At 64.0% G+C, this 21,143-nt stretch carries 24 protein-coding genes; 15 read left to right on the top strand and 9 right to left on the bottom strand.

Annotated elements, in window-relative coordinates; genetic code table 11:
- Positions 1–236 precede the first annotated feature (236 nt).
- Positions 237–923, top strand: a complete 687-nt coding sequence (locus AUR64_RS14275; protein WP_058582605.1) for a PHP domain-containing protein — start codon at positions 237–239, stop codon at positions 921–923.
- Between the two features lie 83 nt (positions 924–1,006).
- Here the strand turns inward: AUR64_RS14275 and AUR64_RS14270 are convergent, their stop codons facing one another.
- Together AUR64_RS14270 and AUR64_RS14265 are read right to left on the bottom strand one after the other, a co-directional pair.
- A complete protein-coding gene (locus AUR64_RS14270; RefSeq protein ID WP_058582604.1) occupies positions 1,007–2,065 on the bottom strand; it encodes a diacylglycerol/lipid kinase family protein in 1,059 nt (352 codons plus the stop codon).
- 49 nt (positions 2,066–2,114) lie between these two features.
- Positions 2,115–2,534 (bottom strand): Lrp/AsnC family transcriptional regulator, encoded by a 420-nt coding sequence (locus AUR64_RS14265; protein ID WP_058582603.1) that lies wholly within the window; start codon positions 2,532–2,534, stop codon positions 2,115–2,117.
- Between the two features lie 97 nt (positions 2,535–2,631).
- Between AUR64_RS14265 and carA the strand changes: the two genes are divergently transcribed.
- Together carA and AUR64_RS14255 are read left to right on the top strand one after the other, a co-directional pair.
- Positions 2,632–3,702: a glutamine-hydrolyzing carbamoyl-phosphate synthase small subunit gene (gene carA, locus AUR64_RS14260; protein WP_058582602.1), complete on the top strand. Its 1,071-nt coding sequence runs from the start codon at positions 2,632–2,634 to the stop codon at positions 3,700–3,702.
- A 158-nt stretch (positions 3,703–3,860) separates the two neighbouring features.
- On the top strand, positions 3,861–4,130 hold the full coding sequence (locus AUR64_RS14255; protein ID WP_058582728.1) for a hypothetical protein: 270 nt from the start codon (positions 3,861–3,863) through the stop codon (positions 4,128–4,130).
- Between the two features lie 98 nt (positions 4,131–4,228).
- Here AUR64_RS14255 and AUR64_RS20140 read toward each other — a convergent pair whose 3' ends face one another.
- The gene (locus tag AUR64_RS20140) at positions 4,229–5,305 is read right to left on the bottom strand and encodes a PHP-associated domain-containing protein (RefSeq protein ID WP_058582601.1); all 1,077 of its coding nucleotides are present in this window, start codon (positions 5,303–5,305) and stop codon (positions 4,229–4,231) included.
- A gap of 151 nt (positions 5,306–5,456) precedes the next feature.
- Between AUR64_RS20140 and AUR64_RS14245 the strand changes: the two genes are divergently transcribed.
- Positions 5,457–7,223 carry a Rieske (2Fe-2S) protein gene (locus AUR64_RS14245; protein WP_058582600.1) on the top strand — a complete coding sequence of 589 codons (1,767 nt, stop codon included), beginning with the start codon at positions 5,457–5,459 and terminating at the stop codon, positions 7,221–7,223.
- 92 nt (positions 7,224–7,315) lie between these two features.
- Here the strand turns inward: AUR64_RS14245 and AUR64_RS14240 are convergent, their stop codons facing one another.
- The 5 genes from AUR64_RS14240 to AUR64_RS14220 all read right to left on the bottom strand — a co-directional run bounded on the left by AUR64_RS14240 (position 7,316) and on the right by AUR64_RS14220 (position 12,517).
- Positions 7,316–9,490 (bottom strand): alkaline phosphatase PhoX, encoded by a 2,175-nt coding sequence (locus tag AUR64_RS14240; protein WP_058582599.1) that lies wholly within the window; start codon positions 9,488–9,490, stop codon positions 7,316–7,318.
- Between the two features lie 231 nt (positions 9,491–9,721).
- On the bottom strand, positions 9,722–10,186 hold the full coding sequence (locus AUR64_RS14235; protein WP_276203541.1) for a DUF5694 domain-containing protein: 465 nt from the start codon (positions 10,184–10,186) through the stop codon (positions 9,722–9,724).
- Between the two features lie 12 nt (positions 10,187–10,198).
- Positions 10,199–10,624, bottom strand: coding sequence for a hypothetical protein (locus AUR64_RS14230; RefSeq protein WP_058582597.1), 426 nt, complete (start codon positions 10,622–10,624; stop codon positions 10,199–10,201).
- A 210-nt stretch (positions 10,625–10,834) separates the two neighbouring features.
- Positions 10,835–11,380 carry a hypothetical protein gene (locus AUR64_RS14225; RefSeq protein ID WP_058582596.1) on the bottom strand — a complete coding sequence of 182 codons (546 nt, stop codon included), beginning with the start codon at positions 11,378–11,380 and terminating at the stop codon, positions 10,835–10,837.
- A 72-nt stretch (positions 11,381–11,452) separates the two neighbouring features.
- Positions 11,453–12,517, bottom strand: a complete 1,065-nt coding sequence (locus tag AUR64_RS14220; RefSeq protein WP_058582595.1) for an NAD(P)/FAD-dependent oxidoreductase — start codon at positions 12,515–12,517, stop codon at positions 11,453–11,455.
- Positions 12,518–12,674: 157 nt separating this feature from the next.
- Here AUR64_RS14220 and AUR64_RS14215 point away from each other — a divergent pair, with 157 nt between their 5' ends.
- Genes AUR64_RS14215 through msrB form a run of 4 tightly spaced genes read left to right on the top strand, consistent with a single transcriptional unit; the run spans position 12,675 to position 14,964 of the window.
- On the top strand, positions 12,675–13,382 hold the full coding sequence (locus AUR64_RS14215; protein ID WP_058582594.1) for an HAD family hydrolase: 708 nt from the start codon (positions 12,675–12,677) through the stop codon (positions 13,380–13,382).
- Positions 13,379–14,173, top strand: coding sequence for an aldo/keto reductase (locus AUR64_RS14210; RefSeq protein ID WP_276203539.1), 795 nt, complete (start codon positions 13,379–13,381; stop codon positions 14,171–14,173). The genes AUR64_RS14215 and AUR64_RS14210 overlap by 4 nt, the downstream gene beginning before the upstream one ends.
- Before the next feature lie 4 nt (positions 14,174–14,177).
- A complete protein-coding gene (locus AUR64_RS14205; RefSeq protein WP_058582593.1) occupies positions 14,178–14,528 on the top strand; it encodes a nucleoside triphosphate pyrophosphohydrolase in 351 nt (116 codons plus the stop codon).
- Between the two features lie 25 nt (positions 14,529–14,553).
- A complete protein-coding gene (msrB, locus tag AUR64_RS14200; RefSeq protein WP_058582592.1) occupies positions 14,554–14,964 on the top strand; it encodes a peptide-methionine (R)-S-oxide reductase MsrB in 411 nt (136 codons plus the stop codon).
- 29 nt (positions 14,965–14,993) lie between these two features.
- On the opposite strand, the gene AUR64_RS14195 is transcribed toward msrB, so the two are convergent.
- Positions 14,994–16,007, bottom strand: a complete 1,014-nt coding sequence (locus tag AUR64_RS14195; RefSeq protein ID WP_058582591.1) for a cellulase family glycosylhydrolase — start codon at positions 16,005–16,007, stop codon at positions 14,994–14,996.
- A gap of 76 nt (positions 16,008–16,083) precedes the next feature.
- Between AUR64_RS14195 and AUR64_RS14190 the strand changes: the two genes are divergently transcribed.
- The 7 genes from AUR64_RS14190 to AUR64_RS14160 all read left to right on the top strand — a co-directional run bounded on the left by AUR64_RS14190 (position 16,084) and on the right by AUR64_RS14160 (position 21,141).
- Positions 16,084–17,229: an AI-2E family transporter gene (locus tag AUR64_RS14190; RefSeq protein ID WP_058582590.1), complete on the top strand. Its 1,146-nt coding sequence runs from the start codon at positions 16,084–16,086 to the stop codon at positions 17,227–17,229.
- 188 nt (positions 17,230–17,417) lie between these two features.
- On the top strand, positions 17,418–17,642 hold the full coding sequence (locus AUR64_RS14185) for a hypothetical protein (RefSeq protein ID WP_058582589.1): 225 nt from the start codon (positions 17,418–17,420) through the stop codon (positions 17,640–17,642).
- A gap of 250 nt (positions 17,643–17,892) precedes the next feature.
- A complete protein-coding gene (locus AUR64_RS14180) occupies positions 17,893–18,561 on the top strand; it encodes a helix-turn-helix domain-containing protein (protein WP_058582588.1) in 669 nt (222 codons plus the stop codon).
- A 92-nt stretch (positions 18,562–18,653) separates the two neighbouring features.
- Entirely contained in the window at positions 18,654–19,031 is a 378-nt protein-coding gene (locus AUR64_RS14175; RefSeq protein ID WP_058582587.1) for a HalOD1 output domain-containing protein, read from the top strand.
- Between the two features lie 193 nt (positions 19,032–19,224).
- A complete protein-coding gene (locus AUR64_RS14170; protein ID WP_058582586.1) occupies positions 19,225–19,548 on the top strand; it encodes a DMT family transporter in 324 nt (107 codons plus the stop codon).
- 88 nt (positions 19,549–19,636) lie between these two features.
- Positions 19,637–20,704 carry a right-handed parallel beta-helix repeat-containing protein gene (locus tag AUR64_RS14165; protein WP_058582585.1) on the top strand — a complete coding sequence of 356 codons (1,068 nt, stop codon included), beginning with the start codon at positions 19,637–19,639 and terminating at the stop codon, positions 20,702–20,704.
- Between the two features lie 44 nt (positions 20,705–20,748).
- Positions 20,749–21,141, top strand: a complete 393-nt coding sequence (locus AUR64_RS14160; protein WP_058582584.1) for a pyridoxamine 5'-phosphate oxidase family protein — start codon at positions 20,749–20,751, stop codon at positions 21,139–21,141.
- Positions 21,142–21,143 lie beyond the last annotated feature (2 nt).

Raw genomic sequence — 21,143 nt, 5'->3', positions numbered from 1 at the left:
TGTTTCATCTGCGACGGGGGTCAAGGACTCTTCGATGCGGCCGCCGGGCAAACTGGGGAACGACGCCTGTCGTGGCGGGGGTGAGTTCGTTCTCGTCGACTCCTCGACCCATCGACTTGTCGAACCGTCGAACCGTCGACTCGGCGACACCTACATTCGGCCACACACGCCCGCGGGCACCGGAGACTGGCGTGTGCGGGGGGAAGAACAAAGAGTGTGTAGCGACGTTATACAGTGTGTTCTCCGTCGACCTGCACTCACACAGTCGGTTTTTCCACGGGTGGCGCGGACGCCCGACCCGATACGACCCAATCGGTCTCAAACTCAACGGCGTCTTCGCCAAACTCCGAGGACTCGACGGGTTCGCCGTGACGAACCACGACTACGCGTACTCCGCGGAGGGCGACTTTCCGACGATTCCCGGCAACGAAGTGACGACGACAGAAGGGCACGTCCTCGTCGTGGGGCCGAACCCTCCGAGACGGACCGAACCAAACGCGCTTACGCCGGGCGAACTGGTCGACCTCGCCCACGAGCGTGGCTGTGCGACGATTCTCGCCCATCCGTTCCGAAACAGTTCCGCGCGTAACTCGGGGGCGGCGTTCGACGCCGTCGAACTCAACGGGAAGAACACCGAACACATCGCACGGACGCGACGACTCGCCGAAGAACTCGGCCTTCCGCTGGTCGGCGGTAGCGACGCACACTACCCGTTCGAAATCGGACGGGCGTACACCGAAATCGACGCTCCAGACCTCTCGGCTGAGTCGGTCGCCGCCGCAATCCGCGAGGGTCGCGTCGAACCCGTCGTCAAACTGAGTCCGCTCGACGAGTTGCTCGACGAGGCGTACACGCGTATCCACGCCCGAAAACAGTGGCTCGACCCCGAACCGACTGCACAGGGTCAGAAAAGCGACGACTGAGCGCTCAGTCGTCGGTCGTTTCTCGGACCCGTCGTCCGTTTTCTTCGTTGTCGACTGTTCGCCTCACGCTTCGACCGTCTGCTTCAGTCGTCGTCGGGGTCGGGTTCGTACGCATCGCCGACGGGCAGTTCGACGACGCCTTCGAGTGTTTCGACCGTCAGCGACGCCGTCTCTATCATCTCGCCGTCGAGACTGAAGCGAAGCGTCTCGCCCGAGAGCACATCCAACTGGAGCGCCGGGGTTTTCAATCGGTTGATGTGTTCGGTGTCGCGGCCGAACAGCCGGGAGGCGGCCGCCTGTCCGACCAAGTCGATAGTCGGCCGCTCTTCGACGATGGTCACGTCCAAGCGCCCATCCTCCATGTCGGCCTGCGTCCGACCTTCGACGGGGAAGCGACGGCCGTTGCCGATGAGCACCGAGACCGCGTCGCCGGACCACTGTTGTTCTCGGCCGTGCGTGTCTATGTGCATCCGTATCCCGTCGAAATCAGTCATCACGCGGAGCGTGCTGAGTACGTAGGCGGCGACGCCGAGTCGCTCTTTGAGGTCCGAGGACGTCTCGTCGCTGGCCTCGGCGGTGAACCCGCCTACACAGGAGTTGAGAAAGGCTCGCGTACCGCCGGCACTGGGGTCTTCCTCGCTCGGGTCGCGTGCCCACGATGGTTCGTCAGTCCCCCAGTGGACGACGCCGAGGTCGATGCGGCGTCTGCCGCCCGACTCGAACACCTCGAACGCGTGTTCGATGCTCTCGATGCCGACGTTCTCGGCGAAGTTGTTGCCCGTCCCGCAGGGGACGACGCCGAACGTGACCTGCTCGAAACCGTCGGCGCGGCGGATTCCTTCGATGACTTCGTTGAGCGTGCCGTCACCACCGGCGGCCGCGACGAACTCCGCCCCGTCGTCAACGGCGTCGGCGGCGAAGCGAATCGCGTCGCCCGCGTCGTCGGTCTCGCGGATGGAGAAGCCGTGTTCGGTGGCGAGTCGGCGGACCTCGTGGTCGTGGTCGCCGTTGCCGCTCTCGGGATGGAGGATGAGCATCCGGTCGCTGTGGGTCGGGTGACCTCCATCCGCACGGACGCGTCGGCCGTCAGTTCGGTTCCTAGTCGTCGACGTATCCGAGCGAAGGTTCTCTGGGGACGGCATACTGTTCGCGCTGAAATACGTCAGCGAGTGCGAAAACGTTGGGGGGTGTTCACCCCTGTCCGAGACGTTCGTCGAGGATGAGGCGCGTCTTCGTGCTCTTTATGTCCTCCATCTCCCGGGCGCGCGTGATGAGTTCGTTCACCGCGCGCGTGTCGGCGGCGTCGACGATGAGGACGATGTCCTCCTCGCCGGAGACCTGCCAGACGAAGTCTACCGTCTCCCAGTCGGCGAGTTGTTCGGATACCTCGCTCGTGTTGACGTTCATCTCAACCGAGATTTCGACCATCGCCTTGATGTTCCCAGTCCGGGTGGAGACGGTGAACCGTTCGATGACTCCTTCGGTGGTCATCCGCTCGACGCGGTTCCGAATCGTCCCCTCGGAGGTGCCGACGCGTTCGGCAATTTCCGTGTACGGCGTCCGTGCGTCCCGTCTGAGGACGTTCAGGATGCGGCGGTCCAAGTCGTCCATACACCGACGTGTGTTGGTGGACTTATACCGATTACGAAATTCGTAGTCTCGCTTCGAAAGAAGCACTTATTACCCCGCAATCCATGTGTTTCTCGTAATGTCGGACGCCTACATCGCGCTGGCTGACGGACGCGTCGTGAAAGGACGTGGACGTGCACCAGGACGCGCCCGCGGAGAACTGGTGTTCACGACCGCCTACACAGGATACGAAGAGAGCCTCACCGACCCCTCCTACGAGGAACAGGTGCTCACCTTCTCGTACCCCCTCATCGGAAACTACGGCGTCCGGCGAGAGCGATTCGAGAGCTCTCGCGTTCACCCGCGCGCGGCGCTCGCCCGGGAGTTCACCGACGACGTCGCAAAGTGGCTGTCCGCCGAGGGAGTACCCGCCATCGACCACCTCGACACGCGTGACCTCGTCACGACGGTCCGCGAGGAAGGGGCGATGAAATGCGGTATCGCCGTTGGCGACGACGTGACGCCCGAAGACGCCCGCGAGGAACTGGAGAAATGCGAGGGAATGAGCGACCACACCGACATCGGGTCGCAGGTCACCGTCCCCGAAGCGCGCCACTACGAGGGTGACGGCCCGACCGTCGCGCTCATCGACTGCGGAGCAAAAGGCTCCATCGTCTCCTCGCTGCGCGAACGCGGCGCGGACGTCCACGTGCTGCCGTACGACGCTTCCGAGGAGACTGTCGCCGACATCGACCCGGACGTGCTGTTCATCTCGAACGGCCCGGGCGACCCGGCGAACTTCGGAAACGCCCAGTCGCTCGTCGAAGCGTTCGTCGAGGACGACAACGTCGCTGTCGCGGGCATCTGTCTCGGCCAGCAAATCGTCGCTCGTGCGGTCGGCGGCGACACCGAGAAGATGGCGTTCGGTCACCGCGGCGTCAACCAACCCGTCCGTGACCTCGAAAGCGGCCAAGTCGTGATGACGACGCAGAACCACGGCTACACCGTCGCCGACCCCGGAAATCTCGACGTGACGCAGGTCAACGTCAACGACGACACCGCAGAAGGACTGGCGAGCGAGGAACTGAACGTCATCACGCGTCAGTACCACCCCGAGGCGAACCCCGGTCCGAACGACTCGCTCGGCTTCTTCGACGACGTGCTCGAACTCGGCGAGACGGCCGGCAAGCGTCGAATCATCGCCGACTGAGCGCCGAACGCGCTCGTCGACGTTTTTGTGTTTTTCACCGCCGAACTCTGAGCGACTGGTGCAGCGTGTCAGTACGCCGCAGGTACCACCTCAGCACCACATCGGCACCGCGTCGATTCAGGGCGTCGCTTTAGACGATACCCGTGGTACCGACGACGATGCCCGACGTACCCGACATCCAGACCGTCGAGAGCGGAGACGACTACTACCACGTCCGCTTTCGCGACCCCGACGGGTTCGACGATATTCGGACGCCAGACTGGGCCGCAGACGTCGCGCAGTCGGTGTCGGGGAACAGCGAGGTGCGAACCGGAAAGCGAGAGGGAAGCGACGAGTGGGAAGTCGAAAGCGTGCTCATCAAGAAACAGGCCGGCGAGGAGCATGCGCGCGACGAAGCGAGACGAATCGTCGAGAAGATAGAGTCGTAGGGGCGCCGACGGCCGGACGGCAACGGTTCCGTCGCTCTCTGCAGTCCGTTCGTGACTTCGATATTCGAACGACGGACGAGAATCCGACGCGAGAACGTTTACGGCGAACGAGAGTGTGGCGAGAGGTTCGACAGCAGGCGTGCGGTGCGGACCGCACCGACCGCCGCGTACCGACTGCCGAGGACCGCACTGGTCTTCGCCGCGCGTCCGCTGACGAGCGCGCCGGTTTTGGCCGCCTTCGCGCTGAGCATCGCACCCGCTTTCGCCGCCTTTCCGCTCCGGAGCGCGCCGATTTTCGCGTAGTAACCGCTCTTTCTGGCCGCGCCGATGGCGTAGTGACGCGCGGAAATCGGTATCGGCGTTCGCCGACCCTGTACCGTCGTCGACCCGTCGCGGATGGCCTCGAGAATCAGCGACGCGTCGAGGTCCGCACGCGTCGCGTCCGGAATCGTGAGCGCGGTGTACGCCCGGCCGACGAGCGACAGTGAGTGCGCGTCGCTGGCGGCGACACCGGGATAGTCGTGCGCGTCGGCGAACCGGCGCGCGCGCCGGTTCTTGTAGCCCGTAAACAGCCACGAGTTGTACACTTCGACGGCGTCCGGCGTCCGGGCCGCCCTCCGGACATCGGCGTCCGCGTTTTTCCCGTCGTCTTCGTCGATTCCGCCGTCGGTGTCGGCGGACGCACCAGCGGTGACCGCGGTGGCAGCGGCGGGCTTGGGTGTGTCGACGGCTGCGGCCGGTTCCTCGCTCTCGTCGACGACGAGCGCGTCGAGCACCCGTTTTCTGACGCCGTGGCGACTGCGCTGGAACGGATGCGGGACGATGGCGACGCCGCCGTGGTCGTGAACCCACTCGATGGTCTCGCCGTACGGCCGTCGCTTCGGCGGCATCTCTTCGACACCGATTGCCAAGAGGTGGCCCTCGGCAGTCGAAACTTCGACGCCGGGAATGCCGACGAGGCCGTACAGCGGTGCGAGTTCGGCCGCGCGAAGCGACTCCTCGATGGTGTCGTGGTCGGTGATGACCACCGCGTCGAGACCGATTTCGGCCGCCTGCTCCAAGATGAGCTCGACCGGGTCGGCCGCGTCGTACGACGCTTCGGAGTGGACGTGGGGGTCGATGTGGAGGGTGAGCGACACGGTTATAGGAACTACGTGTGCTGCTATATAAATCATCGCGTCGCCGAACTGTCTCCGTCACCGAACCGGTTTGCGACACGCTACACCGTCTCTCGGTCCGATTCGACACGTCGCAGATTGTGACAAATTAGTTGCAAAAATTGGCTCCAGCGAACGGTTTTGTGCCTGCTACTCGTCAGCGTCTCTCATGAGCACCGAGACCCCGGACGCCGGGTCCGAACCCGTCGAAGTCGCAAGCGAGCGCGAACTGGCGGAGGCGGGACGAAAGCTCGTCAACGTACAGGGCCGAGCAATCGCACTGTTCCACCACGAGGGCGAGGTACGCGCCGTCGACAACCGCTGCCCGCACATGGGCTTTCCGCTGACCGAAGGCAGCGTCGAGGACGGCATCCTCACCTGTCACTGGCATCACGCGCGGTTCGAACTCTCCTGCGGCGATACGTTCGACCCGTGGGCCGACGACGTGGAGAGCTACCCCGTCGAACTGCGCGACGGGGCCGTCTACGTCGACCCGCACCCGACGCGCGACGAATCGCCCGCCGACCACTGGGCGAACAGACTCGAAGACGGCCTCGAACAGAACCTTCGCCTCGTGCTCGCCAAATCCGCAATCGGCCTCGTCGACGCGGGTGTCGACGCGAGCGAACAGGTCGAGACGGGGGTGCTGTTCGGCACGCGCTACCGCGAGGGCGGGTGGAGTTCCGGTCTCACGATTCTGACGGCGATGGCGAACGTCCTCCCAACGCTGCGCGACGAGGACGAGAAGCGCGCGCTGTATCAGGGACTCGTCCACGTGGCGTCCGACTGCGCGAACCAACCACCGAAGTTCGACCAAGAATCGTTCGAGGCGCGCGACCTCTCGCACGAGCGATTGAAATCGTGGTTCCGCGACTGCATCGAGGTACGCGACGCCGACGGCGCGGAACGCTGTCTCCGGACGGCTATCGCCTCGGGTGCGTCGCAGGCGGAACTCACGGACATGCTCGTCTCGGCGGCGACGGACCACCGCTATCTCGACACCGGACACACGATGGACTTCGTGAACAAAGCCTGTGAGTCGCTGGACCTCGTCGGCTGGGACCACGCCGAACACGTCCTCCCGAGTCTCGTCGACGGTCTCGCTACCGCCGCCCGCAGCGAAGAACGCTCCTCGTGGCGACAGCCGATAGACCTCGCCGGGATGCTCGACGACTCGTTCGGTCGTTTGGACGAGTTGCGCGCGGCGGGCGAAGGAGAGGAGTGGACCGAACCCGACGACTTCACCGAGACGCTCCGCGACGACGACCCCGACCGCGTCGTCACTGCGCTCGAAGACGCGATTCGAGCGGGCGCGACCGTCGAGCAACTCGCCCGAGCGGTCGCGTACGCCGCCGCGACGCGCGTCGCACAGTTTTCGACGGCCAACGAGTTCTCCGACTGGAACACCGTCCACCACACGTTCACCTACGCGAACGCGGTCCATCAGGCGAGCCAACGGACCGACGCGCCCGAACTCTATCGAGGTGTGTTCGACGCGGCGGTCAACGTCTACCTCGACCGGTTTCTCAACACGCCGGCCGCGCCGGTTCCCGAACCGGGAGACGAGAGCGCCGACCCCGAGGAACTGCTCGGCGACCTCCGGATGACGTTCGAGATGGAAGGCGAAGTCAACGACGCGGGCCGCGCCGCAGCGCACTACCTCGACGCGGGCGGCGACCTGTCGACGCTCCGGGAGCGGTTGGGTGAGGCGCTGCTCCGCGAGGACGCCGGGTTCCACACGTATCAGGCGCTCGAAGCCGGATTCGCGCAGATGGACGAACGCGACGCAGCAGAAGAAGTTCGGACGCTCGCCGTCGCCGTCGCGCGCTACCTAGCGGCGCACTTCCCGACGCGGCGCGAACGCGAGCAGACGTTCACCATCGCCTCGCGGCTACAGCGGGGCGAGAAGATTCATCAGGCGGTCGGAGACGAGTAGTCGAGTCACCGCCGAAACGTTGGTGAAGCAAAAATCAGAGATGAGAGGGAACCGTCGACCGAGGGCACGTCCGAGGTGTTTAGGCGGTCGGACTACTCGTCGTCTTCGTCCTCTTCGTCGTCTTCGTTGTCACCGCGGCCCCGACCGCGACCCTTCGCCTTTCCGTTTCCGGGGTTGTCGTCGTCGTGGCCGTCGTCGTTGCCGTGGCCTCGGTCGTCGTCTTCGTCGCCCTCGCCCTCGCCGGGCGTCCAGCCCTCCGGCGTGTACACGTACAGACAGTCGTTGGGGTACGAGCGTCTGAACTGGTCGGCGTCCTCACAACAGAGGACGCGGCCGTCGTTGAGCACGAACACGTTGTCGATGTTGAGCAGTGCGTCGTCGGCGACATCGGCGGTGTCGGTGGCGTCGGCACCGACGATGACCGGTTCGAGCGTCGAGATGTTGTAGTCGTCCTCGATTTCGGCGCGGTAGACGAGTCCGCCGTCAACGCGGTCGAGTTGGAGTGCGCCCTCGTCGTCGGTCATCCCGTCGTTGACCTCCGAGATACCGACGTAGATGTAGTCGCCGGGTTGGGCGTCGTCCTTGCTGTCGATACCCTCGCTCTTTCTGAACTCGACGGTCGCACCGACTTCTTTCGCGGCGGCGCGGGTTTCGAGGAACGGCACCCGGCGGAGGTCCTCGTCGACCCCTTCGGGGCCGTTTTCGGCGTACTGCTCCGCCCAACTGACGATGTCCTCGTCGGAGATGTAGTCGGCGTTACCGTTCTCGGCGACTTCCCGGTCGGCTTCCGCAATCGCGGTCTCGAAGTCTTCCTCCCAGTCGGTGTCGGCGTGAGATTCGAGGTAGTCGACCTGACTCACGTCGTCGTACTCCGCAACCCAGGACTCGACTTCCGCGTTCGTCGCGTGGCCGAGCGGAATCCAGTCGAGTTCGAGGTCGACGTTGCCCGGCGGATTTTTCTTGGCTGCTTCCTCGTTCGTCACTTCGACGGCGTACAGCGTCCCCTGCACGTCCATCGGGTCGTCGTAGCTCGGAATCGGGTCGTCGGCGACGAACTTGTAGAAGCCCTTGTTGTCGCCGTCGGAACTGAGGTACATCGTCTTCTCGTCGGCCTGAACGTCCGGACACTCCCACGCCGCGCGGCCGCCGACGTAGTATTTCATCGGCATCGGCTCTTCGCCGTCGGAGTCACGGAAGTCGACGATGTAGCCGTAACGGTACGGGTTCGGGTACGGGCTATCGATGGGCGTCTGGCCGAGTTCGATATCGACGTCGCTGCTGAGGTCGTCGTTCTGGTCGACCGCGTCCGCACCGAGATAGTACGCCTGCAGTTCGAGACCCGAGAGCGCGAACGACCCCTGCAGATACGCGCCGTCGTTGTACTCTTCGGCCCACTCGGTGCTGCCGACTTCGGTCGGATTCGGTCGGTTGTAGAACTGCGCCGCCCCGCGGAGGCCGACGCCGCTACCGGCCTCGACGATGTCGCTCGTCGTCGCAGTCAGGGAGAGTCGTGGATGCGAGTACTCCTCTTCGGCCGAGAGATAGGTGTTCCACGGGCTGATGTCGCCGTAGCAGTTGATTCGGGTGCCGCCGATGTCCCGGAACGCCTCGGTGCTTGCGAGGTTCGCCGCACCGTCGAGGTCGGCCTCCCACTCGCCGTCGTCGTCCTGACTAATCGGAATCCGGCTGATTTCGCCCGGACTCTGCTCGAAGTTCGTGAAGAGATAGCCCTCGGTCTCCTCCTCGTTCAGAGGGATAAAGCGGTTGCAGTCGGGGTTGTAACCGAGGTTGCCGTAGCGGGGGCCGGGGTACTCGTCGAGTCCGATGCCGTCGGGCGTGGTCGGGACGCCGAGGTCGGCGTTCTCGCCGATGTTGTCGCCTTCGCGGGCGAGCAGTACGTATTCGCCGTTTGCGACTCTGACCCGACTCTGCTGTTCGTCGGTCGAAGGAACGCCGAGTTCGTCGAACGCCGAATCCTCGACGATGTTGTAGCCGCTCACGTAGCCGATACCGCCGCTGTTGAACGGTTCGGGGTTCTTTCTGCTCGGGTGCTGGAGGCTGAAAAACAGCGTTCCGCTCTTCGTGACTTCCGGCCCGGTGACCTCCGCACCGAGTGCTGTCGTCGCAAAACGCTCTATCTTCCCGTCTACCGAGGGAGCTTTTGGGGTGTCGGCGTCCTCGTCCGCACTAACGACGCCTGCGACGCTTGCGCCCAGCGACGCCGCCAGCGACGTTGCCATCAGTTTCCGTCTGGTGAATTCGACCATCCGAGTGCATCGTTGTCCGATTCTGTAATGTAATTTTATAATAGAGAACTGGTATCAAATATATTCTTTGTTCGGATACTGTGTGGTATATACGTATTTCACACCAAATTGGTTTAGAAAATTGAGTGTTTGGATTATTATAGTATCGGTATAAGATTCTTTCGTCACCCGTGGCAGCTGTCGTCCGGTCGATTCAGCCCTGTGTGAATCGAGACATGCTCTCTCACGCCGTTACGACAACGGGAGCGGAAGCGAACTCGGCGAACACGTCGACGGTTCGGCGTCTAACAGTTGTTTCACCGGAACGACGGGGCTCGCCCCGACGACGAACAGCGTTTCCTCGTCCGGTTCCGTCACCCGCCGGAGGTTCTCCACAATTCGTCCGTTTCGCTCGTACCAGTAGCCGACCTGTCGACTACCGACGTAGTCGTCGCCGTCGCTCGAAGAGAGCGAGGCGGCGACGTTTCCGCTGTGCAGCAGTCGAAGCCGCGAAGGCTGGTTCAGGTTGCGAAGGACCTCCACGAGCGTCGAGTTCCGGATGGTCAGCTCTTCGGACGCGACCAGTTTCTCGTAGTCGGGAACCGCGTACGGAACGCTGTCGGCGTCGACGTCGATGGACCAGTCGGCGTCGATATCGGGAAATTCGGGCCGACTATCGACGGCGTGGACGCGTTCGTGGCCGAGTGGCGTATCCAGCGTCGCGTCAGGTTACTCGACGCCTCGTTCGGCCGCGCCTTCACGAATCTTCTCGGCGCGTTCGCGGACCCACGAGACGTAGCGTTCGATTTTGCTCGTCTTGACGCCGTAAAAGGAGGCGACCCAGTTGACATCCGTTCCTGGTTGCGTGAGGAAGTACGCCGCGAGGGTGTCTCTGCCCGCTTGGATGATTTCGGGCGGCACACCGCGTTCGCCGGTGCCGGCCTCCTGAAATCCGTTGACGTCGAAGTAGACGGCCGCGTACAGCGTCGCCATCTCCGGGTCCTCGAAGTCGACGCCCTCGTGGTGTGGGGCCTCGAATCGATAGACGGTGTCGCCGTCGTCGGTCGTCCGTTCGACGATGCGAACGCCCAGGATGTACGCTTCGTACGTCGACTCCGCCTCGTCGGTCCGCGCCGGTCGGTCAGTTTGAGACATTGGTAGGGGTGGCGAGCGGTCCTGTCGGTCGGGTGGTGTCTTCTCGCGCGACTCGGACAGGACGCGTCACGACTGTTGGGTGTCCGTCGAGTTTGTTAAGTCCACTGTAAGTGAGGAATATACGCCTCAGTACGGCTATTGAGTGGCCGTTTCGAGAGTCTCATCCGGCTGTTTCCGGTTGCTTTCGAGCACAGACGACCCACGTCTCTGCTAAACGGTCTGGAGTATGGCCCGTGCGGAGACTGCGAACTCGGTAGTCGCACGCTCACCGTCGGCGGTAAGGATGACAGTCACCGTCCGCGGACAGTGTTCGACGGCTTTCCGGTACAGACTGGAAGGAAACGCAACGTCGGCGTGCTCGCGCTCGACGGTCGTCGTGGTCGTCACGAGAACGGAGTTCGCCGCGTCGTCGGCCCAAACATCGAGGCCCGTCTCCGAGGAACCGGTCTGCTCCAGCAGTTTGCGGCGCACCTCCTCGGCCGCGATATCGCTGCTCTCGTCGGTAGCCCACTCGTCGAACGCTACTGGCGTCGCGTCGTTGCCGGCGTCGACGCTTCCGTTCTCATGCAGCCTCGCGCCTAGCGAAGAGACGCTGCGCGTGATTCTCAGTGGTTCACCCTCAGTACGAACCGGGTCGGTCTCCCGAGGTACTGCAGTGTAGGTTTCGTCGCCGTTTCCCGAGAGACACCCCGCGAGCGCGACGAGTGCCGTCGTTCCTGTCTGTAGGAGGGCGCGCCGTGGGACCGGGTAGGACATACGTCTCGCTCTCAGGTGCAGCGCAAATAACTTTCCGACAGGTCGGGAGAATCGAACGTAGAGATTCCAGCTTCAGAACGTCTCGGGAATCCGTTCACCGACTTCGACGCCGTTCCACAGCGCCAAGTGGACCCGGCCCTCGCCGGCGACCCAGTCGCCCGCGAAAAACAGCCCGTCCGACTCCCCGCGACGGAGAATTTCCTCGCTCGCTCCGGAGTTCGGTTGCGCGTAGCGCCAGCCTTGGTCGTCGGTCCAGTCGAACTCCGTGAGTCGGTCGTCGCCGACGAGCGTGGCGACTTTCTCGGCCACCGTCTCGGCGGTCTCCTCTATCGGGTCGTCGTAGTGTTCCTCCGACCAGTGCGGAGCCATCTGGACGACGAGCAGGCTCTCGCCGTCGGGGACGTGGCCCCGCTTGCACTCCTCTCGGGAGAGCCAGCCGATGTCGTGTTCCCTGTCGGTGTTGACGAGTCCGTAGTACGGCACGTCCACCTCGAAGGGGTAGTGCAGCATCACCGACCGAATCGTCCGATAGTGTACCGCGCCGACGACTTCGCGCAGTGCCGGAAGATGCTCGCTGTGCCACTTCGTCTCCGCCAAGAGCGCAGCGGTTTGAGGGGCCGGTGGTGTCAACACGAGCGCGTCGAACGGCCCGTGTTTGCTGCCGTCGGTGTCGGTCAGATACCACTGGTCACCGCAGGCCTTCTCGTCGACGTGTTCGCGTCCGTCGCCGTGTTGGAGACGTTCGACACGTACCTGATTGTGAACCGTCGCGTCGGTTCGTGCGAGCAGTCGCTTGGCGAGTTGGGTGATTCCTTCTTCCCACGTGTACTTCGTCTCCGGGTCGCGGTCGGATTCGCGTATCTCGCCGTCGCCGTCGAACGTCCACACCGGGTCGTCGAAGGCGACGAGGCCGTCGTCGCCGAGGTCGTCGACGAGTTCGACGGTGCGCTCGTCGGCGTCCTTCAGGTAGTTCGCGCCGTGGTCGTACCGGCAGTCGTGCTTGCGGCGCGTCGCCGCGCGGCCGCAGACGCCACGACTCTTCTCGAAAATCGTCACGTCGAAATCGGTGTCGTCGAGCGCGTACGCCGCGCCGACGCCCGCCGCGCCCGCGCCGACGATGCCGACGGTTCGGGTCATCGTCCCTCCCAGTCGGTGCCGACCGTTGTGGACTTCGCCATCGGGAAAACGGTAGTCCGCGAGGCGCTAAAAGATTCGTTTGTCGGTGAGTTCGGCGGCGGTCGATACCAGCGGAGGGGCGGATGCTTTTTGCCGACTCGCTCGTCAGTTCACGACAGTGTACGACGCAATCATCTTCGACAACGACGGGGTGTTGGTGAGTCTCGTCGAGTTCGCCGTCCTCGAACGTGCGGCCCGCGAGGCGTTCGTCGACTGCGGCGTCTCCGATCCGCACGACGACCACGTGGACGCGATGTCTCTCGGCGTCACTCCCGAGAGTCTCACCGCCGTCGCCGAGACGTACGGCTTCGACGCCGAGACGTTCTTCGCCGCCCGCGACCGTATCGCCTCCCGCGCCCAACAGGACGAGATTCGCGCCGGTCGGAAGGCGCTGTACGACGACTTCGACACGGTTCGCTCGCTCGACCATCCACTCGGCATCGTCTCGTCGAACCAGCAGGCGACGGTCGATTTCGTTCTCTCGCACTTCGGGGTCGAACATCTCTTCGAGACGGCGTACGGCCGCGAACCCATCCCCGAGAGCGTGACGCGAAAGAAGCCGAACACCCACTACGTCGACAGAGCGCTCACCGACCTCGACGCCGAACACGCGCTGTTCGTCGGCGACAGCGACACCGACGTTCTCGCCGCGCACAACGCCGGCCTCGACTCGGTGTTCATCCGCCGCGAGCACCGCGCCGACTACCCCCTCGACGTCGACCCGACGTACGAAATCGAGTCGCTCTCCGGACTGCTCGACATCGACGGCGTGGCGGTCAGCGACGCTGCGGCCACGGCCGGTTTCGACGAGGAGTTGGGCGCGTGAGCGACCACGAGACGAACACGACGCTGCCGCCGGTCGGTCTCGGCACGATGGGACTCGACGGCGACGCGGGTGTCGAAAGCGTTCGGACCGCAGTCGAGATGGGCTATCGCCACCTCGACACGGCCCAGATTTACGACAACGAGGCTACCGTGGGTGAGGGACTCGCCGAGAGCACCGTCCCCCGCAACGACGTCCTTGTCGCCACGAAGGTGTGGGCCGACAAACTCGGCTATCACGACGTGCTGTCGAGTACGACCGAGAGCCTCGAACGACTTCAGGTCGACTGCGCCGATTTGGTGTACGTCCACCGGCCAATCGACACCTACGACCCCGAGCAAACGCTCGCGGCGTTCGACGAACTCGTCGACGCGGGTCGGACCCGACACGTCGGCGTGAGCAACTTCACGCTCGCCGAACTCGACGAGGCAATCGACCTGCTCGACGCGCCGCTGTTCGCCCACCAGACCGAGATGCATCCGCTGTTTTACTCACCTGCCCTCGTCTCCCACGCCCGCGAACACGACTACTCTCTCGTCGCGTACTCGCCGCTCGCCGCCGGCAAGGTGTTCGAGATTCCGGAACTCACCGAGATTGCGGAGAAACACGACACCGACGAGGCGGCGGTCAGCGTCGCGTGGTTGGCAGGCAAAGAGAACGTCGTCACCATCCCGAAAGCGAGCAGCGAAGCCCACATGCGCGCGAACCTCGCGGCGGCCGACCTCGAACTCGACGAGGAGGACGTTCGGAAGATTGAGTCGATAGAGCGCGAGGAGGAACTGTTTCCGGAGTGAGTCGATGAGCGAGGAAGACGCAGGCCACGAGTACGACAAACTCGTCCGCGACGGCATCCCCGCGATAATCCGCGAGAGCGGGGAACGACCCGTCACACACGTCGCCGAGGGCGACGAGCATCGACGACGGCTCGCCGAGAAGTTGGTCGAAGAAGCAAAAGAATTCGAAGAGAGTCGACAGCCCGAGGAACTGGCCGACGTGCTCGAAGTCGTCGCCGCGATTCGAAAGCAGATGGGCATCGACGCGGACGAACTCGACCGTCTGCGCTGGGTGAAGCGTGAGGCACGCGGTGGGTTCGAAGGTGGCGTCGTGTTGGAGCGGGTCGTCGCCGACGCCCGCGAGCAGAACCCCTAACCGGCGTCGCCCCCTACGCCGACTCATGAGCGAGCAACAGTCAGACCTCCCGAACTCCGACGCCGAGTGGCGCGAGCGACTGACCGACGAGGAGTACAAGATTCTCCGAGAGAGCGGCACTGAGCCGAGATTCAGTGGCGAGCACGTCGACCGCGACGACGAGGGCATCTACAAATGTGCTGGTTGTGGAGAGGTGCTGTTCGACTCGGAGACCAAATACGACTCCGCGTGTGGGTGGCCGAGTTTCTACGCCGCCGACGAGGAGAAAATCACGAAGTTGGAGGACAACAGCCACGGGATGCGTCGCATCGAAGTTCGGTGTGCGAACTGCGACGGCCACCTCGGCCACGTCTTCTCCGACGGCCCCGAACCAACTGGAAAGCGCTTCTGTATCAACTCCGTCGCGCTCGATTTCGAGGAAAGCGAGCAGAGCTAAGAAAAACGAAAAGCGCGACTAAGGTTCGGTCAGTTACCGCCCGCGTCGAACTCCTTCGGCGGCTTCTGCCGCTCGGTCCAGTCGACGGAGTCTGCGGCGGTGTCCCCGCGTGACTCCGTCTGCGGCAGTTTGGCGAGTGCGTTCGCGTCCGAGGCCGAGAACACTGCGCCGTCGGCGTGGAACAGGCCGTTGATGCGGCCCTTCTTGCGCTGTTTCCGCATGTACGCCGGCTTGAGCATCAACTGCCAGAAGAAGTCGCCGTCGAGTGCGCTCTCGCGGATTATCGGCGCGAGCGAGGCGTAGTTCGGACGAAGCTTCGAGCGCGGACTCCGTCGCAGGCGCTGCCACTCGGTGAGCCACACCGGTTTGCCGTGGGTCCGGGCGAACGTCACCGCGTCCCGAATCTGCCGACGTGCCTGTTTCTCGGTCGGTGGCAGGTTCATGTGGAACTGGAACACGTCGAGTCCGGGGTCCGAAAACTGCGTGTTCAACCGAATGTCCTTACAGCCGACAGTGAGGGGGACGTTCGGCGTCGTCTCGCGGGCGACGCTGAGCATCTCTTGGACGAACTGCACCCGTGGCTCGTACTCGCCGGGTTCGTTCATGATTTCCAGCGCGAGGACGACCTGCGGGTCGGTACAGCGGTTCGCCACCCAGCGGGTGAACTTCCGCGGCCCGTCCCACCGCCACGGCCGTCGAATCGTCGCCCCTGCAGGTGATTTCAGCGGCGGCGCGTCGCCAGTGGGTCGCCGCCGCGGTTTCGTGGGTTGTTCGCCGATGCTCTCGAACAGCACCGGAAGCACGCGAATACCGCGGTTCTCGGCTTTGAGCAGGAAGTCGTCGAACGCGTCGGCGAACGCTCGGCGGTTCTCGCGCCACCAGTGGTAGCTGAGAAGCACGCGAACGGCGTTGAGGTTCAGTCGCTTCGCGTAGTCGAGGTCGTTCGCCGCGACGGCCGGGTCGTAGGCGGCCCACGACTGGTAGTGATTGTGCGAGTGTGTCGGGAAGTAAATAGCGCCACGGATGCCCGTCAACGATGCCATCTCTGGGGGGCCGTTGGGGACGCACCGATAAAATCTCACCCCCCATCGGTTTCACGCTCGGCGTCGTAGTCGGGGTATGTTCGCCGATATCGACACGTCTCTCTCACGGACGACAGTTGGGTGGTGGCTACTCACGCTCGCACTCGGTGCGACGCTGGCGTTCGTCGCGTACTCGTTCGTCGGGACGCTCGTGCTCGGCCTGTTCGCGTACTACGGGACCCGGCCGCTGTACCGGCGCGTACGAACGGTCGCGCCGTCGGACGGCCTCGCAGCCATCTCGACGCTCCTGTTGACGATTCTGCCGCTGTTTCTCGTCGTCGCCGCCATCGCTGTCGTCGGACTGAACGAACTCAGTTCGGTCACCGGCGGTCAGATGGAGGCGTTGCTACAGGCGATACCGGGCACACAGAACCTCTCGCAGTTACAGTCGGTGCTCAATCAACCGGGACAAGTCGTCAGCGCGGTCCGCAACGGACAGATACAGGGAATGCTCACCGCCGGCGTCGGCGTGCTCGGCGCGATTGCGAACGGACTCCTCCATCTCTCGTTGGCGTTCACCATCGGCTACTTCCTGCTGCGCGACGGCAACCAAGTCGCCGACTGGTTTCGTTCGGACGTCGCCGACCCCGGCACCGCGGCGTACGGCTACGTCACTGCCGTCGACAAGGATTTAGAGACGCTGTACTTCGGCAACATCCTGCTCATCTTCGTCGTCGCGGTGCTGGCGACGGCCGTCTATCACGGGTACAACCTCGTCGCGCCGGACCCGGTGACGGTTCCGCTCGCGGCGCTATTGGCGCTGCTGACCGGGCTTGCGACGCTCGTTCCTATCGTCGTCGGGAAACTCGTTTACGTCCCACTCGTACTCGCGCTTCTCGTCCGGGCGTTTCAGGCCTCGGGGAGTCTCATCGTCTACCCGCTGGGCCTGCTCGTGGTCTGTTTTCTCCTGCTCGATATCCTGCCGCAGACGGTGCTCCGGCCGTACATCTCCGGGCGCAAGATTCACACCGGCCTCGTGATGTTCTCGTACATCATGGGGACGATGCTGTTCGGGTGGTACGGTCTGTTCCTCGGTCCGCTCGTGTTGGTGTTGTCGCTGCAGTTGATTCGCATCGTCTTCGCCGAACTGCTTCACGGTGAGTCGGTAACGCCGGAGACGACGATGAGCGCGCTCGGGTCGAGTCCGGAGACGGAGTCGAAACCCGACGCGAGCGGCGAGTAGTTCCGGGCAACCGCACAGGCCGAACTCGGCCGACTCCGCGAGGTGGGACGCGGACTGTAGCGAGCGGTCGAGAGTCGCTGCGCCACCGAAGAGAACGCGGCGTAAGAGCGCGTGACCGGCGCGAGGAGTCGTCCACTCTCGACATTTCCGCCCCGTCACTTACGTGGCTGGGCGTCGTATCCCGTCGTATGGCTACCGACAATCCGACCGGCGGGAAGAAAGGTGGAAGTACGCTCGACCGACTCAACCTGCTGTCGCTGCTCGCACAGGCGGGGCTGGCGTGGAAGCAAGGCAAGAAGATGCGCGCGGCACTGCTTCTGGGTGCTGCCACCATCGCACGAAAGAGCCGAAAGCTGTCGTACGCGATACAGGGGCTGCTGACGCTCGACAGCCTCCGAAAGCGAATGAAGTAACCGAACTGACCGAACACCGTCCCGCGACAGTAGCGTAGTTCTCCTACTCTGCGGACCGCCCGGCGCTGGCAAGACACCTATTGTGACGACGGCCGCCGAACGACTTGAGCGACGGGCACGTCGTTCGCGGTGCTGTTCTCTCCAAGCGAGTCAGTCGTCGTCCTGACCACTCGGTTTAGTCTTTCGAAGTGAGTGTCAGATTTCAGAGAGAACAGACAGCAGTATGTACTCGTGGGTACACCCCACGTGTATGAGTGTCAACGTCACGTTCACCGTTCCGACGCAGGCCTGTGCGTTGGGTCGTTCAATCGGCGACGACCCGGAGACACGTATCGAAATCGACAGAATCGTGCCGACCGACGACACGGTGATGCCCTTCTTTTGGGTGCTCAATGGAGAGTCCGACGCCTTCGCCTCGTCGGCAGAACGCGAACCAGCCATCGACCACATTACCATCGTCGACCGAGTGGAGAACGGGGCGCTACTCAGCGCACGGTGGAACCACGAGGCCGCCGGAACCTTCCGTGGTATCGTCCAGAACGACGGGACACTCCTCGATGCGCGGGCGAACACCGTCGAGTGGGAGTTCTCGGTTCGATTCGCCGACGGCGACAGGGCGGCGTCGTTCACGCAGTTCTGCCGCGAAAACGAGATACCCATCTCACTCACGCGCGTCTCGGGTTCTGCGAACCGGCGGGGCGACTCGCTGGGTGACATGACACCCGAGCAGCGTGAGGCGATGGCTGTGGCCTACCGCACCGGCTACTTCGACGAACCCCGTCGAATCACGCTCGACGAACTCGCAGCGAGATTCGACATCTCTCCGCGCGCCGTCGCCGGACGGCTTCGACGTGGTCAGGCCAGACTCATCGAAGCGACAGGGCTCGCCGACAGCACCCAGACAGACCCGGCGAAATAGCGGAGTAGAAGGCTTCTGCTGGGGCGTGTATAAACGTCTTCACGGGTGAATGGCCAAACCCAACCGAACTCGTCACCAACTATCGGGTAACGATGACGCCAACCGACGACGACGACTCCAATGTCTCCCAGTCGTCCGGCGGCCACGACGGCCCCCTCGGTGAGTCCGACCCCGTTCCGCTTGCGAACGCCGAGGAACCGCTTACGACCGAGGTTCGGTACGAGGTACACGACGACCAACCGACGAGCGAAGCAGTCGTCCTCGCCATCGCCGAGGCTGAAGGCTGCGACGCGCTCGACCTCGACGAACCGTTGTACAACTGGGTAGACCCCGACGCGCTCGACAGCGTGTTCCGACTGCCAAGAGAAGAACTACCTGCCGACCGCGTGTTTTCGTTCCGCGCGTACGGCCGCGAGGTGACCGTCATCGACACGCGGGCCGTGCACGTCTCTTCTCCGCTCGACACCTGAACTGCGACGTCGCCGGCAGCTACGACGCTCACCGTTTCTGCGTCATCTACGGCTACAGCGACGCGCAAGGCGAGAGCAGTAACCGCAGAAGCGGACGCTCAGCGGAACGCGGAACACGGGACACAGGATACCGAACACGGGATGTGAGACACGGAACACCAGTGTCTTGTGCCGCACCCTCGGATGGAGATGCATGTCGTGGTTACTCCTCCTCGTCGCTGCCGTGTTCGAGATGGTGTGGGCGCTCGGATTGAAGCACACCGACGGGTTCACCGACTTCTGGCCCAGTGTCGGCACCCTCGCGGCGATGGCGGTGAGCGTCTACTTGCTGTCGATGGCCGTCGAAGACCTCCCCATCGGCACGGCGTACGCCGTCTGGACCGGTATCGGCGCGGCGGGCACGGCAATCGCGGGTATCTATCTGTTCGACGAACCGTTCACGGCCGCCCGTATCGGCTTCGTCGGTCTCATCGTTCTCGGCGTCGTCGGCCTGCAGGCGACCGGTGCGGGTCACTGACCGGAGCGTCTCGGAACGGACTCCGGACGGGCGAACGCTCTTTTCGCTTCTCGTGGACCCCACCGTATGACCGGAGGCCGCCATTGAGATGCCCGACGTTCGACTCGTCCTCGTCGTCGCCGTCGTCTGCCTCTCACAGGCGTGTCTCGGCGTCGGCCCGACGCAGGTAGAGCAAGCAGGCGAGACGACACCCGTCGACGACTGCACGAACCTCACCGAACCCGGTCGCTACGAACTGACGCGAAATCTCACGGCCGACACGGGGCGGTGTCTCGTCGTCCGCGCCGACGACGTCGTCGTCGACGGCAACGGTTACGCCGTCCGCGGCGACGGCCGCTTCGGCACCGCGGGGGTCGTCGTCGGGTCGTGGGAGCGACGGACGAGAAACGTCACGCTCCGAAGCCTCTCGGTGTCGAACTGGGACGACGCCGTTCGGGCGACACGGGTCCGAACCCTCACAGTCGAGGGGGTCACTGCAGGAGGGAGTCGCATCGGCGTCGCGCTCAGAGCCGTCTCCGAGAGCGTCGTCGAGAACACGACAGCGACGAAAAACAGCGTCTACGGCGTCTCGCTGACGGACCGAACTAACTCGACTCGCCTCCGCAATGTCACCGTCACCGACAACGCGCTGTTCGGCGTCCACCTCGTCGGTGACACGACGAACACGACGCTCGTGGGCCTGCTGGCGGCGCGAAACGACCACGGCGTGGCACTCGTCGGCAGCCAAAACACCACGGTTCGGGACAGTCGTCTCGTCTCGAACCGCGTCGCCGGCGTCTGGAGTTCGGGCGCACGTGGAACACTCGTGCGGAACACGACGCTCTCGAACCGACTGTACGGTGTCGCGTTGGCCGACGGCACGGCCGAGACGAGGGTGGAAGGAAATCGCCTTCTCGACAACGCTGTCGGCGTTCGCCTCCGCGACAGCGACGACAACCGACTACTGGACAACGAAGTAGATGGAAACCGCGACGGGGTCCTCCTCATCGAGAGCGACGGCGTGGTCGTCACGCGGAACCTCCTGCGAAACAACAGTCGGGCGGTCACCCTTCTCGCGTCCGACGACGGCCGAATCGTCGACAACACGCTCGTCGGCAACGACCGAGGAATCGTGCTTCGGCGCGGGAGCGAGAACGTCACCGTCGCGGGCAACTGAGGCACCCGGCGGACTGTTTTCTCGGTGGCGCACCTACCATCGGTATGAGCGAGACGGTCACACCGGAAGTCGAAGAACGAATCACTGCAAAGCCGATGATGGCGCATTTCGGGACCTGTGTCGGCGGCCGTCCGCACGTCGCCCCCGTCTGGTATCACTACGACGGCGGCACGCTGGAGGTGCTGACGACCGGCAAGAAGCTCGAAAACGTTCGTGAGAATCCACGCGTCGCCGTCTCGATACAGGAGGACGACGAGGGAAAAGCCAAGTGGCGCGTCACGCTGCTCGGGACGGCGACGATAGTCGACGACGACGAGGAGACGGCCGCCGCGGCACGGCGAATCAATCCGAAGTACGGCGCGGAACCGGACGCGTGGCCCGAGAACACGCTCGTCCGCGTGGATATCGGGACCGCGACGTACGAATCGTACGAGTGATT

This window comes from Haloprofundus marisrubri, from assembly GCF_001469955.1.
GTDB lineage: Archaea > Halobacteriota > Halobacteria > Halobacteriales > Haloferacaceae > Haloprofundus > Haloprofundus marisrubri.
Note: the sequence above shows the minus strand (reverse complement) of the source record. Positions and strands in the feature narration are given on the sequence as shown.

Excerpts from the sequence above, each read along its gene's own strand:
- AUR64_RS14230 (WP_058582597.1), bottom strand. The coding sequence starts at position 10,624 with ATGTCTCAAACTGACCGACCGGCGCGGACCGACGAGGCGGAGTCGACG.
- AUR64_RS14160 (WP_058582584.1), top strand. The coding sequence starts at position 20,749 with ATGAGCGAGACGGTCACACCGGAAGTCGAAGAACGAATCACTGCAAAG.
- carA (WP_058582602.1), top strand. The coding sequence starts at position 2,632 with ATGTCGGACGCCTACATCGCGCTGGCTGACGGACGCGTCGTGAAAGGA.
- msrB (WP_058582592.1), top strand. The coding sequence starts at position 14,554 with ATGAGCGAGCAACAGTCAGACCTCCCGAACTCCGACGCCGAGTGGCGC.
- AUR64_RS14190 (WP_058582590.1), top strand. The coding sequence starts at position 16,084 with ATGTTCGCCGATATCGACACGTCTCTCTCACGGACGACAGTTGGGTGG.
- AUR64_RS14255 (WP_058582728.1), top strand. The coding sequence starts at position 3,861 with ATGCCCGACGTACCCGACATCCAGACCGTCGAGAGCGGAGACGACTAC.
- AUR64_RS14225 (WP_058582596.1), bottom strand. The coding sequence starts at position 11,380 with ATGTCCTACCCGGTCCCACGGCGCGCCCTCCTACAGACAGGAACGACG.
- AUR64_RS14265 (WP_058582603.1), bottom strand. The coding sequence starts at position 2,534 with ATGGACGACTTGGACCGCCGCATCCTGAACGTCCTCAGACGGGACGCA.
- AUR64_RS14180 (WP_058582588.1), top strand. The coding sequence starts at position 17,893 with ATGAGTGTCAACGTCACGTTCACCGTTCCGACGCAGGCCTGTGCGTTG.
- AUR64_RS14175 (WP_058582587.1), top strand. The coding sequence starts at position 18,654 with ATGACGCCAACCGACGACGACGACTCCAATGTCTCCCAGTCGTCCGGC.
- AUR64_RS14245 (WP_058582600.1), top strand. The coding sequence starts at position 5,457 with ATGAGCACCGAGACCCCGGACGCCGGGTCCGAACCCGTCGAAGTCGCA.
- AUR64_RS14240 (WP_058582599.1), bottom strand. The coding sequence starts at position 9,490 with ATGGTCGAATTCACCAGACGGAAACTGATGGCAACGTCGCTGGCGGCG.
- AUR64_RS14220 (WP_058582595.1), bottom strand. The coding sequence starts at position 12,517 with ATGACCCGAACCGTCGGCATCGTCGGCGCGGGCGCGGCGGGCGTCGGC.
- AUR64_RS14185 (WP_058582589.1), top strand. The coding sequence starts at position 17,418 with ATGGCTACCGACAATCCGACCGGCGGGAAGAAAGGTGGAAGTACGCTC.
- AUR64_RS14165 (WP_058582585.1), top strand. The coding sequence starts at position 19,637 with ATGCCCGACGTTCGACTCGTCCTCGTCGTCGCCGTCGTCTGCCTCTCA.
- AUR64_RS14170 (WP_058582586.1), top strand. The coding sequence starts at position 19,225 with ATGTCGTGGTTACTCCTCCTCGTCGCTGCCGTGTTCGAGATGGTGTGG.
- AUR64_RS14195 (WP_058582591.1), bottom strand. The coding sequence starts at position 16,007 with ATGGCATCGTTGACGGGCATCCGTGGCGCTATTTACTTCCCGACACAC.
- AUR64_RS14205 (WP_058582593.1), top strand. The coding sequence starts at position 14,178 with ATGAGCGAGGAAGACGCAGGCCACGAGTACGACAAACTCGTCCGCGAC.
- AUR64_RS14270 (WP_058582604.1), bottom strand. The coding sequence starts at position 2,065 with ATGCCGTCCCCAGAGAACCTTCGCTCGGATACGTCGACGACTAGGAAC.
- AUR64_RS20140 (WP_058582601.1), bottom strand. The coding sequence starts at position 5,305 with ATGATTTATATAGCAGCACACGTAGTTCCTATAACCGTGTCGCTCACC.